We start from the raw sequence: 16,270 nt of genomic DNA, 5'->3' as shown, positions 1-16,270 counted from the left end.
CAGGAAAAGGAGCAGAACAATATGAAGATCATGATAGTGGAAGATGATTTGTCCCTTGCCAGAGAAATTTGTCTCCTATGCAGAAAATGGGAGTTTGATTCAACATATCTCAGAAACTTTGAACAGGTAGATGAAGCGTTTATGCGTTTGAAGCCGGATTTTGTTCTTCTTGATATTAATCTCCCCCATCACGACGGGTTCTACTGGTGTGAAAAGATCAGGAACCTATCCAATGTTCCCATCTTGTTTCTGTCCAGCCGTGAGCTGAATGCAGACAAGATCATGGCTATGGCATCCGGCGGGGATGATTACATGGAAAAGCCCTTTGACTCGGAACTGCTCCTGGTCAAGATACGCTCCATGTTAAGACGTGCCTATGAGTATCAGAAAAATGACAGAGAGTATCTGGCAGACGGAGCATATTACGACAGTGCGGAGGGGATTTTTACATATGGAGACCGAACTGCGGAACTGACAAAGTCGGAGAATAAGATCATGAATGCCCTGTTGGAGCACAGGGGAAAAGTGGTGGAGAGGGAAAAACTAATGCAGCAGCTCTGGAATACGGATGAATTTGTAACAGACGCCTCTCTGACTGTGCTGGTATCGAGACTCAGAAGTAAGCTTCGTGACATATCCGGCGGGAAAGAGATCATCGGAACTAAAAAGGGAAGGGGATATTACATTTTATGAAGAAATATCTGGCTGACAGAGGCTCTGCCATACTGCTTTTTTTGGCCTCTTTCCTGTTCGTCAATCTGTATTTTGGATTTATATGCGGTACCAGGGTGAAGATGGGGGATCTGGTCTATCTCGATGTGATAGGAGGGGTGCTGGCTGTGACCGTCCTGGCAGCGGATCACAGAAAACAGAGCAGGATCTGCAGGATTCTCACAGAGAGCCATGACCTTCCAAAAGAAGAGATGAAAAAGCTTTTGGGACACCAGAGGTATGAGATATGGTTCCGGGAGAAGGCAGCAGATGAGGAAAAGATACAAAGTCTGTACCATGAAATCCTGGAGCTGAGTGATTATATCACACTCTGGGCACATGAAGTGAAGCTTCCCCTGTCCGCCCTGCGGCTTATGAATGAGAGAAATAAAGACAGAATGCTGCGGGAGGAGATGCAGGAGCCTCTCGAACGGATACAGCAGTATCTGAACACCATGATGATGAGCAGCAAGCTGAAAAAACCAGAGAATGATGTGAAGCTTGAAAAAGTCAGTCTCAGGGAGGCAGCAGCGGAGGCTGTGAAAAACCACTCCTATTTTCTCATAAGAGATGATTTTAATATAGAATTGCACGTAAAAGACATTACTGTTTACAGCGACCGCAGATGGCTGGTCTATATGCTGGATCAGATGATCGGTAACGCGGTCAAATATCGGGGAAAAGCTCCAAAGCTTACTTTCGGGGCTGAGACTTTATCTGATCACAGGACAGTCTTTTGGATACAGGACAATGGAACCGGCACTTCTCCGGAGGAACTTCCCTATATTTTTGACAAAGGTTTTGTTGGGAGCAGCGGGAGAAACGGCGGTTATCGTTCCACGGGAATGGGCCTGTACTTTGTAAGGCAGACCGCAGACAGGCTAGGTATCGAGATTAGGGCATCCTCAGGGGAAAAAGGTACCAGATTTACCTTTACCTTTCAGGATCACGCGGAACATTTCTTTCTGAAATGAAACACGGAACCTTGCAGAAGTGTTAGAAACGGGGAAAAGGTGTTAGACGGATGTAAGGATTTTTTGCTCCTGTTTTGCTACACTCAGACTGTAAAGAAAAACAGTTGGAAATGCGCAGATCTGCGCAGCAGTTACTGCGGATTTTTGTAAAAGGAGCCGAGAACATGAAAAAAATACTGGAGATCAAAAACCTGACAAAAACATTTGGCCGCAAAGGATATGAGTCAGTGGTTCTAAAAGATGTTGCCATGGATATCTATGAACACGATTTTATCGCGATCATGGGGCCAAGCGGAGCGGGAAAATCTACCCTTTTGAATCTGCTGTCCACCCTGGACAAACCCTCCCGCGGGCAGATCATACTGGACGGAGTGGATGTGACAAGGGTGGGAAACAGGCAGCTCTCTGTGATCCGCAGAGATAAGATCGGATTTATATTCCAGGAATATAATCTGCTGGACAATATGACACTGCAGGACAACATTGCGCTTCCCCTCTCCTTGAATGGCAAAAAGAGCCGGGAAATCCTGGAGAAGGTGGATAAGATGGCGGATATGTTCGGGCTTTCCGCGCATCTGAACAAATACCCTTACCAGCTCTCCGGGGGACAGAAGCAGCGTGGAGCCAGTGCACGGGCACTGATCACAGAGCCTCGTATCCTCTTTGCAGACGAACCCACAGGCGCTTTGGATTCCCGCTCCAGCCGTGACTTGCTGTCCAGCCTGAAAGCCGCCAATGAGACGGGAAAAGCCACAATTCTTATGGTGACGCACGACGCCTACACTGCCAGTTATGCGAAACAGGTGTACTTTTTAAGCGATGGGCAGATTCAGTGTAGGCTGAATCAAAAGGAGGACAGGAAGCTTTTCTATGATGAGATCCTGGGACTTCTGGCATCTATGGGAGGTGAGAGAGAATGAGTCTGATCCGCCTTACCGTGTCTAATTTCAGACGGAATTTAAGGAATTACATGTCACTGGTCCTGGCACTGGCATTCTCTGTATTTATATTTTTTAATTTCCAGTGCGTCCTGTATTCTGATTCTATGGATGTGCTGAACAATTACAACAAAGACTATATAGATTTGATCGTGAGGGCATTGTCTGTAGTATTTGGCGTGTTTTTATTCTTCTTTATCTGGTATGCCACTAATGTGTTTTTGAATCAGCGGAAAAAAGAGATCGGTATCTATATTTTTATGGGACTGGACAACAAAAGGATTGGGAAGATGTACGCTTTGGAGGCCTTGTTTTCAGGCTTGTTTTCCCTGACTATGGGTCTTGGGGCCGGTGTCGTTTTTTCTAAGCTGTTCCAGATGCTTCTTTTGCGCATTTCAGAGATCAGTGTGGATATAAAATTCTCCTTTTCCCTGAAGCCGATCCTGGTGACAGCAGCGGTTTTCATGATGATCTATGGACTTATGGTGGTGAAAGGGTATGTATCCCTTGTCAGGAGTAGTGTGCTGGATATGCTCTCCGGAGCCAGACAAAAGGAGATGAAAATAGAGCCGGCTCTCCTGACAGCCGTCAAAGTGATCCTCGGTGTTGGGGTTCTGGGAGCGGGGTATTACTGTGCTGTAAAAACTGGTGATATAGACAGCCTCACGTATGCCCTGGCCGCGGTTATCCTGGTCATTGTTGGTACTTACTTTCTCTACGGAGGCCTGATCCCATGGCTGGTCAGGAAACTTACGGAAAATAAAACGTATCTCTATCAGAAGCAGAGAAATCTGTGGGTGAACAACCTGGCCTTCCGCCTGAAACAAAATTACAGGACCTATGCCATCGTGACAGTGCTCATGATCTGTTCTGTGACAGTGCTGGGGACCTCCATGGCCCTGAAACAGAGGTATGAAAGGTCAGAACACTTCAGGACCACATACACCTGCCAGGTGGTAGCAAAAAAGGAAGTGGACCCGGACGAGATACAAAAGGGTATTGAGGAACAAAACCAGGTGAAATACAGGAGCAGTATTCCCATTCTAGCTCTGGACCCGGAAAAAATCCGATCAAAATATGTGAGTGCCAATTACGGCATCACTTCAGAATCGGCCATAAAAAGTGCCGCGGAGGAAGCCGGACTGACCTATGGTTATACAAAACTAAGGGACGATGAGTGTATACATCTGACCCACATTATGCTGTTGAGTTTTATGCCGGAAAAAAATGAGAATGTTATGATCGGTGACCAGGAGTTTAAACAGATCGCAGAGAGTAACGTCCCATATCTGGGAGATCTGCAGAATGGTCTGAGCGTATATGTGGTGAGTGATGCACAGTATGAAAATCTTCGGTCCCTTGGGGCAGTCATGTATCTATATAACTTTAAATTTGAAGACCCTGATAATCTGGACGCCTCGGCTCCTTTTCTGAAATCTCTGGTAAAAAAGGATAAGGACCGCTATGTGGGAGTCAATATGATCCGGAGCGAGGATAAAGAAGGAGCATGGGTGCGTGTTATGTACTCCCTCTGTGTCTTCATGTTTGCGACACTTATACTGGCCTGCGGAAGTATTATCTTTATCAAGCTGAACAATGAGGCGGCAGAGGATATGGAACGTTACAGGATACTGCAGAAATTAGGCATTCAGAGGAATACCCTCTGCAGATCCATGAAAAATGAGATCCGTTTTACTTATTATTGTCCTTTTGTTCTTATGGTCCTGACTTCTTATTTTTCCATTCATGCAGTGGGCACTGTTATGAAGGAGGATCTGATCCGGATCAATCTGTTGAGCGCAGCGGCTATATTGGTTTTATTCAGCATGATATACCTCATATCCGTCCGCACATTTAGAAAAAAGGTACTGGATGAATGACAGGAAAAACGCGGCATTCCCAATGCGTATCACCGGGAATGCCGCGTTTTTTAGTATTTTCCGTACAGGTCAACAGATTCCAGGAGAGCCTCCATATTCTCCTGGGGACAGTCCTCCAGAGAATATCCGGTTGTGAAGAGATATCCACCGCCGGGTGCCATGATCTCCAGATGCTTTTTGACCTCCTCTCTGATGCGTTCAGGCGTGCCGTACCGCACAGTATATACCGGGAAGCCGCCCATGAGACAGGCCATATCTCCCAGTTCTTTTTTCGCAAGCTTTAAATCTACATTTTCAAAATGGTAGACCACTTTGTTTTTCGGAACCTCTTTCAGGTATTTCAGTCTTGTATTATAGGAACCTTCCGTGTATACAACAGGAGTGATGTTGTGGTCGATCAGTGCAAGGATCCATTTCTGCAGATAAGGCCAGTACAGTTCTCTGTAATCCTCATCGCTGATGAAATTGTCAAAGCCCTTGTGCAGCATGACCCAGGCATATCTGCTTCCAGTTGCCTGACAAAATCCAAGACTTTGTTTTATATGCAGATCTGCGAAAATATCCAGCGCGCGTCTTACATTCTCCCGTTCTTCGATGAGATCCGGCATCATGCCAAAGGTTCCCCGAAGCGTATCTCCCAGCATATCAAAGGCCGTTGCAGAGCCGCCTCCCATAATAGAATAATAACCAAGAGCACGGAGCTTTTTGTCATATTCTCCGATCACAGCATTCATTTTCTGGGATTCCTCCGCGGCTGCCAGAAGACGCTTGTAGACGGAAACAGCCTGAGGTGAGGTCAGAACCTGCTGTGCGCCTCCTACGATCAGATCATAGTAATCAAGGTCAGCTAGAGGTTCAAAAATCTCCATGGTGCGGGGCAGATGTTTGGTGAGCCAGAAGCCCGCGGGATCACGGAAAAATTCCTCGTATTCTCCGTCCTCCAGTGTGGGAAATTCCACAAACTGATAAGTATTGTTTTCATCCAGACCTTTGGGGTCTCCGGGCCAGCGGGCGTTTTTCATGCCCAGATTTTCCAGGACTTTTGCTGCAGGAGTGAAATTGCTGATGCTTCCCGTATCGGTGTAAGAGTATTTTTCATAAAAAGCCAGCATGGCGCGGCAGGCTTTTTCATGGTCCACCATACTCTCTGCCATAGTGATGCCGGCTTTGTGAAGAGGATAGGTACCGACTAAAAGTGTATTTGGCACCCGGTCCGGTTCCTGGTTGGAGACAGCGGTTTCCACCCGGTTTTTTCTTTCTTCGTAAAGTTTTTCATAATCTGTCATAGGATAATTCCTCCTTTCCCATAGGGAGCAGACACTGTAAAAGTGAATGGCGAGGTAGTTTTATTGCTGCCTGCTGTATCATGATACAAAAAGTATACTACGGTACCGCAGCGTCTTCTACAGCCCGGTATCACAAGTCTTGTTTTTTTGTGTTCGGTTTTTTTGTATGAAACGTACATGCAGACCCACGTTTTTGCATAACAGCGGAAAATCTGCAAAAAATGTAAATATAGATCCCATCGCCAAAGGCGATTTTAAAAGAATGGAGTATACCATGGACAGAATGGACAGAGAAGAAAGTATCAGTGAAATCCTTTCCTATTACGCCGGCAGGGAAGATAAAAAAGAGCAGGAGACAATTGCCTCTATGTTGAGGGAACTGCAGGAGGTCTGCGGCGGGATCAGTCCCGGGCTCCAGGAAAGAGCCGCGTCTGCCGCAGGTGTAAAGGTTTCTGTAATCCGGTATCTGGTCCGCATGTACTCCGGGTTAAAGGAAACACCTTATGAGCACACAGTCACTGTCTGCACAGGAGAAAGGTGTAGAAATAAGGGAGGAGCGGCTGTTCTTCAGGCAGTGAGAAAGGAACTTGGCATCAAAAAAGACGGCATATCCCAGGATGGGAAGGTATTTCTGAAAACACGGGGCTGCCTCAGAAACTGCGGGTCATCCCCCAATATTATCATTGACGGAGAACTGTACCCCGGAGTTAAACCGGAAAAAGTGCCTGAAATACTGAAAAAAATGGACGGATAAACCTTTCATTTTTAATCTGATGTGTTTTTTGTATAATATGGGCTGATTTCACAAAAGATAGCTAAATGAGGAATGAAATTGAAAGGATGGTAACGATCCCGCAGATTTGTATAAAAGTGCAGGACAGTTACCAGGGATGAGAGATTATGGAAGAGTTCGGAATAAAAACATCCATCCATTTTGGCAAAAATGCATTGGAGTATTTAAAAAAATTACAGGGCACCAGGATATTCATTGTCACAGACCCATTTATGGTGGAATCAGGGCTTGTGGAAAACATTACCAGATATCTGGAGAAAGACCGCTGCACCATCTTCAGCAATGTGGTTCCCGATCCGCCCCTTGAGCTGGTGACAGAAGGTGTCAGGGAGGTGATAAAAAACAAACCGGACACACTGATCGCGCTGGGAGGTGGATCTGCCATTGATGAGGCCAAGGCGATCATGCATTTTTCCAGACAGATCGGGAATCTGCCCCATATGGAATTTATCGCGGTTCCCACTACCAGCGGAACCGGCTCGGAGGTCACATCCTTTGCAGTGATCACTGACCGGGAAAAGGGGATCAAATACCCTCTGGTGGACCAGTCACTTCTTCCGGATACGGCGATCCTGGATGCCAGCCTTGTAAAAAGTGTTCCAAAATCCGTGGTGGCAGATACCGGTATGGATGTGTTGACCCACGCACTGGAGGCTTACGTCTCCACAAAAGCCAATGCGTTTACCGATGCACTAGCGGAGAAGGCAGCAGTGACAGTTCTGCGCTATCTAATACACTCGTATTCAAACCAGGAGGATTCCCGGGCTAGAGAGGAAATGCACAATGCTTCCTGTATGGCAGGACTGGCCTTTGACAGAACATCCCTGGGCGTGAATCACGCCATTGCCCATAATATCGGAGGAAAATTCAAGGTACCCCACGGCAGGACGAATGCGGTCCTGCTCCCCTATGTGATAGAATTCAATGCCGATATGAGGGAATTTAATCCTCGAAAGTACACAAGGGCAGCCGAGAAGTACGCGGCGGTGGCACAGCTTGCGGGAATCGGCGGCGGCAATGTGCGGGCAGGGGTGAAGAACCTGATCCGGGAGATCCGAAAAATGCAGGAGCAGATGAACATGCCCACAGGATTTAAAGCCTGCGGCATTTGGCCGGAGGAATACCAAAAGCAGAAGGAGGCCGTGGCGCAGGGGGCACTGTCAGACGCCTGCATCAAAACAAATCCCAGAAATGTTTCCCGGGAGGATATTCTGGAGCTATTAAAACAGTCTTATCAGGGAATCCGCGGATAGAGTCAGGACAAGGAGTGGTGCAGGTATGGAAGTGAAAGAGAAACAGAGGATCATACAGGAATTTGTTCCGGGAAAACAGATCACACTGGCCCATGTGATCGCCGGACCTGACCCGGCGATCTATGTGAAGCTGGGACTGGAACCGGAACAGATGGACGCCATTGGTATCCTGACCATAACACCCAGTGAGGGGGCGATCATAGCTGCCGATATAGCCACAAAAGCCTCTGACATTGTTCTGGGTTTTATTGACAGGTTCAGCGGCGCGCTGGTATTTACTGGGGATATCAGCTCTGTGGAAGCGGCAGTGAAGGAGATCCTTGAAACTATGGAAGAACAGCTTGGATTTGCAAAGGCTCCGGTGACAAGAACATGAAAAAAGTAATATTTATCGGGCAGAGCGGCTGCGGCAAGACAACACTGTGCCAGAAACTAAATGAGGAAGAGATCCGTTATAAAAAAACACAGGCTGTAGAACGGTATCAGGATTCCATTGATACCCCGGGAGAATATCTGGAGAACCGTCACTTTTACAACGCCCTGATCATGACTGCTGTGGATGCGGGCATGATCGCTCTGGTGGCTGACCCTACATCAGAATATCGGGCCATTCCACCCGGGTTTGCCGGCATTTTCGGAAAAAAAGTGATCGGGATCGTAACGAAAATACATCAGGCGGGACAGGAGCAGGTGGAAAAGGCAAGAAGGCAGTTAAAAGAGGCGGGTGTTAGCCGGATATTTCTGGTAGATACACCTGAGGGTACAGGCATTGAGGAACTGTCAGAATTTCTGAACCGGGAAGGGGGAGCTAAATGAAAGAAGAACTTTTGAGCGTGGGTATTGACCTTGGCACCAGTACAACCCAGCTTATTTTTTCCAGACTGACGGTGGAGAATATGGCAACCAGCTACACGGTTCCCCGGATGGTGATCACCAAAAAAGAGATCCAGTACAAAAGTGATATTTACTTTACACCGCTGCTTGACCAAACCAGGATTGATTTCGGGAAAGTCCGGGAGATCATAGAGAGAGAGTATGAGAGGGCGGGCATCAGAAAAGAGGAGATTGACACCGGCGCGGTGATCATCACAGGTGAGACTGCCCGAAAAGAAAATGCCCGGGAGGTGATCCATGCGCTCAGCGGTTTTGCCGGAGATTTTGTGGTGGCCACAGCCGGGCCGGATCTGGAGAGTGTCATCTCCGGGAAAGGTGCGGGAACGGATGTCTATTCAAAAGAACACCACCTGACTGCCGTCAATATAGATATCGGCGGCGGAACCAGTAATCTGGCAGTATTTCAGCGTGGAGACACTGTGGACACCGGCTGCCTGGATGTGGGGGGAAGGCTTATCAGGCTTGACAAAGATACACGCCGGATCACCTATATTGCGCCTAAGATACAGAGGATCATTGAGGACAAAGGATGGGATATCCATATAGGAACCACGGCAGATGAAGCCCTTTTAAAACCGCTGCTTGTGCAGATGACAGAAGTTCTAGAAGAGAGTGTGGGTCTTTGCAGAAACAATCCCTATTACGAAATGATGATCACGAATCAGGGAATTGATCTGTCTCGGGAGATCGCCTGCATCAGTTTTTCCGGCGGAGTGGCTGACGCGGTCTATCATCCTGAAAAATTCAGGGATCCTTTTTTGTTCGGTGATATAGGCGTGCTTTTGGGGCGTTCCATTCGGGAGTCAAAATTATTTCGGGATCTGCAGGTGATCGAGAGTGCGGAGACGATCCGTGCCACAGTGGTGGGAGCGGGAAGTCATACCACAGAGATAAGCGGCAGCACCATCACTTACACAAAAGAATTGTTTCCCGTGAAGAATCTTCCCGTTCTGAAATTAAGCGAAGAGGAAAGCCGGCCAAAAGCCATGGGAAGTGCCATCAGGAAAAAGCTGGAGTGGTTTATGGTGGAGGGCAGTATACAGCAGGCAGCCATTGCCTTCACCGGAGAGGATAACCCCAGTTTTTCCAGGGTACAGGAATACGCAAAGTCCCTTCTGGAAGGCATGGAACCTCTTTTACATGCCAATCTGCCCCTGATCGTTGTAGTGGAAAATGATATGGCCAAGGTTCTGGGACAGACCATGTATCACCTTCTGGAATGGAAAAAAGAGGTGATCTGTCTGGACGGCGTCCATCTGGCAGAAGGAGAGTATATTGACATCGGAAAACCCATCGCCGGGGGATGTGTACTGCCGGTGGTAGTCAAAACCCTGGTTTTTAATAAATAAATCCCAAAGGAAAGGAAAAAGCCATGATTTTAAAAACAAAATTATTTGGACATGTGTACGCTTTTCAATCATTAAAAGAAGTGATGGCAAAGGCAAATGAGGAAAAATCCGGAGATAAGCTGGCCGGACTTGCGGCAGAGTCGGCGGAGGAGCGGGTAGCTGCCAAAATTGTATTATCCCAGATCACCTTGGAGGACCTTCGGAACAATCCGGCTGTGCCCTACGAGACAGATGAAGTTACCAGGATCATCCAGGATGATATAAACGAACCTATTTACAGTGAGATCAAGCGTATGACAGTCTCTGAACTCCGGGAATGGATCCTGGATGAAGAGACTACAGGAGAGATGATCCGCCGGATATCCCGGGGTCTTACCTCAGAGATGGTGGCAGCGGTGGCAAAGATCATGTCAAATCTGGATCTGGTGTACGGAGCCAGAAAAATCCGTGTCACAGCCCACTGCAACACCACGATCGGGGAGGAGGGGACTCTGTCCTCACGTCTTCAGCCAAACCATCCCACAGATGATCCGGATGGTATTATGGCCTCCCTTCTGGAGGGGCTTACCTACGGAGCCGGGGATGCGCTGCTGGGACTGAATCCGGTAGACGATTCCGCAGAGAGTGTTGCCAGGGTGCTGCACCGGTTTGAGGAGGTGAAGCAGAAGCACCAGATCCCAACCCAGACCTGTGTTCTGGCACATGTGACAACCCAGATGGAGGCTATCAGAAAAGGCGCTCCGGCAGATCTTATCTTCCAGTCTATTGCAGGATCGGAGATGGGGAATACAGCGTTTGGCTTCAATGCGGCAACCATTGAGGAGGCCCGCCATCTTGCACTGACAAAGGGAACTGCACAGGGACCAAACGTTATGTACTTTGAGACAGGACAGGGTTCAGAGCTGTCTTCCGAGGCCCACCATGACACGGACCAGGTGACCATGGAGGCCAGATGCTATGGATTTGCCCGCCATTTTTCCCCGTTTTTGGTCAATACCGTTGTGGGATTTATCGGTCCGGAATACCTGTACGATGGACGGCAGGTCAACCGGGCCGGGCTGGAGGACCATTTCATGGGAAAACTCTCAGGAATTCCCATGGGATGTGATGCCTGCTATACCAACCATATGAAAGCAGACCAGAATACCATAGAGGATTTATCTGTACTGCTGACAGCCGCCGGCTGTAATTATTTTATGGGAATTCCCCACGGAGATGATGTCATGCTGAACTATCAGACAACCGGCTTTCATGAGACAGCGGCACTTCGTGAGATCTTCGGCCTGACAGCCATCAAACCATTCCACAAGTGGCTGATGAAAATGGGATATGTGGATGATCTGGGACATCTGACCGCCAGGGCAGGAGATGCCTCCACCCTGTTTTAACGGATATAGAACTTGTCTGTGCTGCTGCAGGGAAAAGACAGCAGATATGAATAAGAAGGAGGACCTATCAAGTGAAAGATGATGAAATTAGATCCATGGTGGAAAAAATCCTGGATCAGATGTTAAAGACTTCGGAAGCCCCTGAACACAAGCGTTTGGAGGCGGTACAAACACCCGCAGTTTCCGGGGAATGCCTGGAGGATATCACAAAAACAGACCTGCGGCGGCAGCTTCTCGTAACAGACCCCGCGGACGCAGAGGGGTATCTGGACATGAAGGCAAAGACACCTGCCAGACTGGGTATCGGCAAAGCAGGAGCCAGATACCGGACAGCTACTATGCTGCGCGTCCGGGCTGACCATGCGGCTGCACAGGACGCGGTATTCAGTGACGTGAGCGAGGAATTTATAAAAAAATGCGGTTTTGTCTTTGTAAAGACACTTTGTAAGGATAAAGATGAGTATTTGACCCGTCCGGACCTGGGAAGACGCTTTTCGGCGGAGGAGCTTGAAGTGATCCGAAAGACCTGTGGCAGCCATCCAAAAGTCCTTGTGATCGTGGGAGACGGCCTGTCCTCCTCCGCAATTGAGGCCAATGTAGAGGATATGATACCCGCCATCCGCCAAGGCCTTGAGATGCACCAGATCACCCTTCCTCCGGTCCTTTTTATCAAATACGCCAGAGTGGGAGCCATGGATGCAGTGGGAGAAGTGACGGACGCTGATGTGATCTGTATGCTGGTAGGTGAACGTCCCGGACTTGTGACAGCGGAATCCATGTCAGCCTATATTGCATATAAACCAAAGCATGGACTTGCCGAGGCAAAGCGTACGGTTATCAGCAATATCCACAAAGGGGGAACCACTGCTGTGGAGGCCGGTGCTCATGCGGCGGAACTGATTGTTAGGATGCTGGAGAAAAAGGCATCGGGAATTGACCTGAAATAAAGCAGGAAGTATTGGAGGAAAACTATGAAGCATGATGAACTGCGTCCCGCGATACTGGGGATCCGTATGATCTCCAATGTCAGTGAGGACCTGGCAAAAGCGCTGGATCTGGGGCCAAGACAGAAAAGCCTTGGCATTGTAACGGCGGATACGGACGATGTTCTCTACACCGCCCTTGATGAGGCCACAAAAGACGCGGATGTGGAGGTGGTCTATGCAAAGTCCATGTATGCCGGCGCGGCAAATGCGTCCACTAAGCTGGCAGGTGAGGTCATTGGCATCATAGGCGGCCCAAGCCCTGCGGAGATACGCAGCGGATTGAATTCCATCCGGAATTTTATGGAGAGCGGCCCCTGTTTTGTCAGTGCCAATGAAGATGATTCTATTGTCTACTATGCCCACACAGTATCCCGGACAGGTTCCTATCTGTCAAAGACAGCGGGGATTCCTGAGGGGGAGGCTCTGGCTTATCTGATCGCGCCGCCTTTGGAGGCAGTCTATGGTCTGGATGCTGCCATGAAAGCCGCCGATGTGACAATGGTGGCCTTTTATGGTCCTCCGTCAGAGACAAATTTCGGCGGAGGCCTTCTCACAGGAAGCCAGTCTGCATGTAAAGCCGCCTGCTCCGCATTTGCACAGGCAGTGCAGACAGTGGCAGACTATCCAAAAGACTTTGAATAAGGGAAAAGGAGAGTGAAAAATGGAATTAAAGGATAAAGATCTGATCTCCGTACAAGAGACAAGGAATCTGCTTTTAGAAGCAGAAAAGGCACAGCGGGAACTGGCGCGTATGGACCAGGGGCAGATCGACCGGATCGTAAAAGCCATCAGTGATGCCGGAGCTGCCCATGCGGTACAGCTTGCGAAATCTGCCCAGCAGGAGACCGGTTTTGGTAAGTGGCAGGATAAAGTGATCAAAAATATGTTTGCGGCCAAGGTGGTTTATGACGCTGTAAAAAATGAAAAAACCGTGGGGATCCTCCATGAGGACAAGGTAAGAAAGGTCTGGGATATCGGTACGCCGGTAGGCGTGATCGCCGGAATCGTCCCCTCCACAAATCCCACATCCACAGTTATTTACAAGGCTATGATCGCTTTAAAGGGAGGAAACGCCATTGTATTTTCCCCTCATCCGGGAGCAAAAAAATGTATATTGGAAACTGTGGAGATCATATCAAGAGCGGCATGTGAGGCCGGCTGTCCAAAGGGGGCCGTCTCAGCCATCAGCGTTCCTACCATGGAGGCAACCCAGGCGCTGATGAAAAGTGAGCATACAGCCCTTATCCTGGCAACAGGCGGCGGTGCTATGGTAAAATCAGCCTATTCATCGGGAACACCGGCCATTGGTGTGGGTGCGGGCAACGGCCCTGCGTTTATTGACAAAAGTGCAGATATAAAGAAGGCAGTGAAGCAGATCCTGGATTCAAAAACCTTTGACAACGGTACCATCTGCGCTTCGGAACAGTCCATTATTGTAGAGCGTTGCATGGAAGCAAAAGTGGTAGAGGAGCTGAAAAGCCAGGGCGCCTTTGTGCTGACCCAGGAACAGTCAAGACAGCTTGGAAAATTCATTTTGCGGGCCAACGGCACCATGAACCCTATGATCGTTGGAAAGACCTGTGCCCAGATCGCAGAGTATGCGGGACTCTGCGGTGTCCCGTCATCAGCCAGAGTTCTGGTGGGAAGAGAGACAAAGGTAGGTGCGGACGCGCCCTATTCCAGGGAAAAATTGGCACCTATCCTGGGACTTTTTGTGGAAGAAAATACCGACAGGGTGCTGGAGAGAAGTATTGAAATTCTTCACATGGAAGGCGCCGGACACACCTTTTCCATGCACGCAGAGGATGAAGGGCTGGTGAGAAAATTCGCGCTGCAGATCCCCGCGTCACGTTTCCTGGTCAATACGCCGGGAGCACTGGGCGGTATCGGTGCCACCACAGGCCTGTTCCCGGCCCTGACACTGGGCTGCGGTGCGGTGGGAGGAAGTTCCTCCTCCAACAACATCGGACCTCTGGATCTGATCAATATAAAGCGTGTGGCATTCGGCACAAAAGAGCTGGAAGAAATCCGCAGGGAGAGCGAGACGGTACAGAACGGCACATCAGCATCCGGCAGCGGTCAGATAAGCCATGAGCTTATAAATGCCATTGTGGATAAAATCGTAAAAGAATTCATCTGAATGAATTCAGCTAAATGTAGAATACTAAGAGAGAAAGAACAGTATAGGAAAATGGAAAAGATTTGGAGGTAATCATTATGGCAAATACAAATGCATTAGGTATGATTGAAACAAAAGGACTTGTGGGTGCGATCGAAGCTGCGGATGCCATGGTCAAAGCAGCCAATGTGGCTCTAGTTGGCAAGGAGAGCATCGGTGCCGGCTTAGTTACAGTCATGGTGCGGGGAGATGTGGGTGCAGTTAAGGCAGCTACCGATGCAGGCGCATCAGCGGCAGAGCGTGTGGGAGAACTGGTGTCCGTACACGTGATCCCCCGTCCTCACACAGAAGTGGATGTGATCCTGCCTCATCAGATAGAAAAGGCAGCAGGAACCTCCTATACAGAAGAGTCATCTCCCGTATAAAGGAGCAGATAAATGGAAGAACAGGAAAAAATCCGCCGGATCGTGGCGGAGGCGATCCAGGAAACCCTGGAGAAAAAAACAAAAAAACAGGAAAAACCGGAACACATGACCCATTTGCGGGGTGACCATCTGGTATATAAGGACCATCCAAGAATAGCCTTCCGGGGAGCCATTGACTCCCTGGAGGCGGAGATCATAGTTCTGCAGACCATCACGGAAAAGCAGCACCTTCATACGCTCACGGAGGACCTGGAGGAGATCATCAAAACCATCCGCTGGCTTCTGCGCTGCGAGGTATCCGGGGAGGCTGTGGGTGAGGTCATGCTGCAGGGTCTGGATACAGATGATATGCGGGCACATTCCCACCATCCCAGCCGCTATTACGGCATGAAACATTTCCTGCCCACTTACTGTCACAGTGAAATTGTTGCGTATTTGAACAGACTGAGGACAAAAGCCAGAGAGACAGAACTTACTGCCTACCGCGCATTTAAAACAGAGACCGGCGATGTGGAGCGGGAAGACATCATATGTGTTTTAAACCGGCTGTCCTCCTTATTCTGGATCATGATGTTTAAGTTTTTGACTGGAAAATATGGAGGAACTTATGAATGTTGAGGTAGAGGCAGTTGTAGAGGCAGTTGTCAGGGAACTAAAGGATAAGATGATGGTGGAGGTGGAAGCCTCCGGCAGACATGTGCATCTGTGCAGGGAGGATGTGGAGCGTTTGTTCGGCAGTGGATATAAGCTCACAAAAGTACGGGATCTATCCCAGCCAGGCCAGTATGTGTGTAAAGAGAGGGTATCCCTTATCGGGCCAAAAGGGACCATTCACAATGTGGTCATCCTGGGTCCTGAGAGAAAGGAAACCCAGGCAGAGGTCTCTATGACAGATACCCTTGTGCTGGGCATCCGCCCGCCCGTGCGTCTGAGCGGAGATATTGCAGATACACCCGGGATCACCATCTCAAACGGCAGCAGACAGATCGTCACAGATAAGGGCGTGATCATAGCAAAACGCCATATGCACATTACGCCTGAGGATGCCGCAAGGCTGCATGTAAAGGACAGGGAAGTTTTGAAGATCAAGGTCTACGGAAGCCGGCCGGTCATTTTCGAGGATACCATTGCCCGTGTGAGCAGCGAATTTAGGACCTATGTTCATATCGACTATGACGAGGCAAACGCCTGCGGATTTGAAAAAGGCACCTTTTGCCGCATTGTACGGTAAAAGGCGGCAGTTTGGAGATCTGAACTGCTATGGTAAAGGAGGA

Annotated in this window: 17 protein-coding genes; 16 read left to right on the top strand and 1 reads right to left on the bottom strand. The window is 48.9% G+C overall.

What is annotated here, in order from left to right; all coding sequences use genetic code 11:
• The first annotated feature begins 21 nt into the window (after positions 1-21).
• From BLCOC_RS15695 to BLCOC_RS15680, 4 genes are all read left to right on the top strand, one after another.
• Positions 22-693 (top strand): response regulator transcription factor, encoded by a 672-nt coding sequence (locus tag BLCOC_RS15695; protein ID WP_029468819.1) that lies wholly within the window; start codon positions 22-24, stop codon positions 691-693.
• Positions 690-1,685 (top strand): sensor histidine kinase, encoded by a 996-nt coding sequence (locus BLCOC_RS15690; protein ID WP_115622721.1) that lies wholly within the window; start codon positions 690-692, stop codon positions 1,683-1,685. Before BLCOC_RS15695 ends, BLCOC_RS15690 begins: the two co-directional genes overlap by 4 nt.
• Positions 1,686-1,849: 164 nt before the next feature.
• Positions 1,850-2,605, top strand: coding sequence for an ABC transporter ATP-binding protein (locus BLCOC_RS15685; RefSeq protein WP_029468821.1), 756 nt, complete (start codon positions 1,850-1,852; stop codon positions 2,603-2,605).
• Positions 2,602-4,503: an FtsX-like permease family protein gene (locus BLCOC_RS15680; protein ID WP_115622720.1), complete on the top strand. Its 1,902-nt coding sequence runs from the start codon at positions 2,602-2,604 to the stop codon at positions 4,501-4,503. Before BLCOC_RS15685 ends, BLCOC_RS15680 begins: the two co-directional genes overlap by 4 nt.
• Positions 4,504-4,553: 50 nt before the next feature.
• Here the strand turns inward: BLCOC_RS15680 and BLCOC_RS15675 are convergent, their stop codons facing one another.
• Positions 4,554-5,789 carry a uroporphyrinogen decarboxylase family protein gene (locus BLCOC_RS15675; RefSeq protein ID WP_115622719.1) on the bottom strand — a complete coding sequence of 412 codons (1,236 nt, stop codon included), beginning with the start codon at positions 5,787-5,789 and terminating at the stop codon, positions 4,554-4,556.
• A gap of 274 nt (positions 5,790-6,063) precedes the next feature.
• Here BLCOC_RS15675 and BLCOC_RS15670 point away from each other — a divergent pair, with 274 nt between their 5' ends.
• The 12 genes from BLCOC_RS15670 to eutD all read left to right on the top strand — a co-directional run bounded on the left by BLCOC_RS15670 (position 6,064) and on the right by eutD (position 16,227).
• The gene (locus tag BLCOC_RS15670; protein ID WP_029468824.1) at positions 6,064-6,543 is read left to right on the top strand and encodes an NADH-quinone oxidoreductase subunit NuoE family protein; all 480 of its coding nucleotides are present in this window, start codon (positions 6,064-6,066) and stop codon (positions 6,541-6,543) included.
• A gap of 146 nt (positions 6,544-6,689) precedes the next feature.
• Positions 6,690-7,835, top strand: coding sequence for a 1-propanol dehydrogenase PduQ (locus BLCOC_RS15665; RefSeq protein ID WP_115622718.1), 1,146 nt, complete (start codon positions 6,690-6,692; stop codon positions 7,833-7,835).
• 25 nt (positions 7,836-7,860) lie between these two features.
• Entirely contained in the window at positions 7,861-8,211 is a 351-nt protein-coding gene (locus tag BLCOC_RS15660; protein WP_018598045.1) for a BMC domain-containing protein, read from the top strand.
• Positions 8,208-8,651, top strand: coding sequence for a EutP/PduV family microcompartment system protein (locus BLCOC_RS15655; RefSeq protein WP_115622717.1), 444 nt, complete (start codon positions 8,208-8,210; stop codon positions 8,649-8,651). The genes BLCOC_RS15660 and BLCOC_RS15655 overlap by 4 nt, the downstream gene beginning before the upstream one ends.
• Positions 8,648-10,078: an ethanolamine ammonia-lyase reactivating factor EutA gene (gene eutA / locus BLCOC_RS15650; RefSeq protein ID WP_115622716.1), complete on the top strand. Its 1,431-nt coding sequence runs from the start codon at positions 8,648-8,650 to the stop codon at positions 10,076-10,078. Before BLCOC_RS15655 ends, eutA begins: the two co-directional genes overlap by 4 nt.
• Positions 10,079-10,101: 23 nt before the next feature.
• Positions 10,102-11,466, top strand: coding sequence for an ethanolamine ammonia-lyase subunit EutB (locus BLCOC_RS15645; protein ID WP_115622715.1), 1,365 nt, complete (start codon positions 10,102-10,104; stop codon positions 11,464-11,466).
• A 71-nt stretch (positions 11,467-11,537) separates the two neighbouring features.
• A complete protein-coding gene (gene eutC, locus BLCOC_RS15640; protein ID WP_018598049.1) occupies positions 11,538-12,413 on the top strand; it encodes an ethanolamine ammonia-lyase subunit EutC in 876 nt (291 codons plus the stop codon).
• Positions 12,414-12,437: 24 nt separating this feature from the next.
• Entirely contained in the window at positions 12,438-13,094 is a 657-nt protein-coding gene (eutL, locus tag BLCOC_RS15635) for an ethanolamine utilization microcompartment protein EutL (protein ID WP_115622714.1), read from the top strand.
• A gap of 19 nt (positions 13,095-13,113) precedes the next feature.
• Positions 13,114-14,592, top strand: coding sequence for an acetaldehyde dehydrogenase (acetylating) (locus tag BLCOC_RS15630; protein WP_029468831.1), 1,479 nt, complete (start codon positions 13,114-13,116; stop codon positions 14,590-14,592).
• A 77-nt stretch (positions 14,593-14,669) separates the two neighbouring features.
• Positions 14,670-14,996, top strand: a complete 327-nt coding sequence (locus BLCOC_RS15625) for a BMC domain-containing protein (protein WP_018598052.1) — start codon at positions 14,670-14,672, stop codon at positions 14,994-14,996.
• A gap of 12 nt (positions 14,997-15,008) precedes the next feature.
• On the top strand, positions 15,009-15,614 hold the full coding sequence (locus tag BLCOC_RS15620; RefSeq protein ID WP_115622713.1) for a cobalamin adenosyltransferase: 606 nt from the start codon (positions 15,009-15,011) through the stop codon (positions 15,612-15,614).
• On the top strand, positions 15,604-16,227 hold the full coding sequence (gene eutD, locus BLCOC_RS15615; protein ID WP_029468832.1) for an ethanolamine utilization phosphate acetyltransferase EutD: 624 nt from the start codon (positions 15,604-15,606) through the stop codon (positions 16,225-16,227). Before BLCOC_RS15620 ends, eutD begins: the two co-directional genes overlap by 11 nt.
• The last annotated feature ends 43 nt before the right edge of the window (positions 16,228-16,270 follow it).

Origin of the sequence: Blautia coccoides, from assembly GCF_034355335.1 — a bacterium.
Lineage (GTDB): Bacteria > Bacillota > Clostridia > Lachnospirales > Lachnospiraceae > Blautia > Blautia producta.
Note: the sequence above shows the minus strand (reverse complement) of the source record. Positions and strands in the feature narration are given on the sequence as shown.

Bases quoted from the DNA above. Each gene is read 5' to 3' on its own strand.
- eutD (WP_029468832.1), top strand. From the start codon at position 15,604: ATGAATGTTGAGGTAGAGGCAGTTGTAGAGGCAGTTGTCAGGGAACTA.
- BLCOC_RS15680 (WP_115622720.1), top strand. From the start codon at position 2,602: ATGAGTCTGATCCGCCTTACCGTGTCTAATTTCAGACGGAATTTAAGG.
- BLCOC_RS15660 (WP_018598045.1), top strand. From the start codon at position 7,861: ATGGAAGTGAAAGAGAAACAGAGGATCATACAGGAATTTGTTCCGGGA.
- eutL (WP_115622714.1), top strand. From the start codon at position 12,438: ATGAAGCATGATGAACTGCGTCCCGCGATACTGGGGATCCGTATGATC.
- BLCOC_RS15625 (WP_018598052.1), top strand. From the start codon at position 14,670: ATGGCAAATACAAATGCATTAGGTATGATTGAAACAAAAGGACTTGTG.
- BLCOC_RS15690 (WP_115622721.1), top strand. From the start codon at position 690: ATGAAGAAATATCTGGCTGACAGAGGCTCTGCCATACTGCTTTTTTTG.
- BLCOC_RS15685 (WP_029468821.1), top strand. From the start codon at position 1,850: ATGAAAAAAATACTGGAGATCAAAAACCTGACAAAAACATTTGGCCGC.
- BLCOC_RS15655 (WP_115622717.1), top strand. From the start codon at position 8,208: ATGAAAAAAGTAATATTTATCGGGCAGAGCGGCTGCGGCAAGACAACA.
- BLCOC_RS15630 (WP_029468831.1), top strand. From the start codon at position 13,114: ATGGAATTAAAGGATAAAGATCTGATCTCCGTACAAGAGACAAGGAAT.
- BLCOC_RS15620 (WP_115622713.1), top strand. From the start codon at position 15,009: ATGGAAGAACAGGAAAAAATCCGCCGGATCGTGGCGGAGGCGATCCAG.
- BLCOC_RS15665 (WP_115622718.1), top strand. From the start codon at position 6,690: ATGGAAGAGTTCGGAATAAAAACATCCATCCATTTTGGCAAAAATGCA.
- BLCOC_RS15695 (WP_029468819.1), top strand. From the start codon at position 22: ATGAAGATCATGATAGTGGAAGATGATTTGTCCCTTGCCAGAGAAATT.
- eutA (WP_115622716.1), top strand. From the start codon at position 8,648: ATGAAAGAAGAACTTTTGAGCGTGGGTATTGACCTTGGCACCAGTACA.
- BLCOC_RS15645 (WP_115622715.1), top strand. From the start codon at position 10,102: ATGATTTTAAAAACAAAATTATTTGGACATGTGTACGCTTTTCAATCA.
- BLCOC_RS15675 (WP_115622719.1), bottom strand. From the start codon at position 5,789: ATGACAGATTATGAAAAACTTTACGAAGAAAGAAAAAACCGGGTGGAA.
- BLCOC_RS15670 (WP_029468824.1), top strand. From the start codon at position 6,064: ATGGACAGAATGGACAGAGAAGAAAGTATCAGTGAAATCCTTTCCTAT.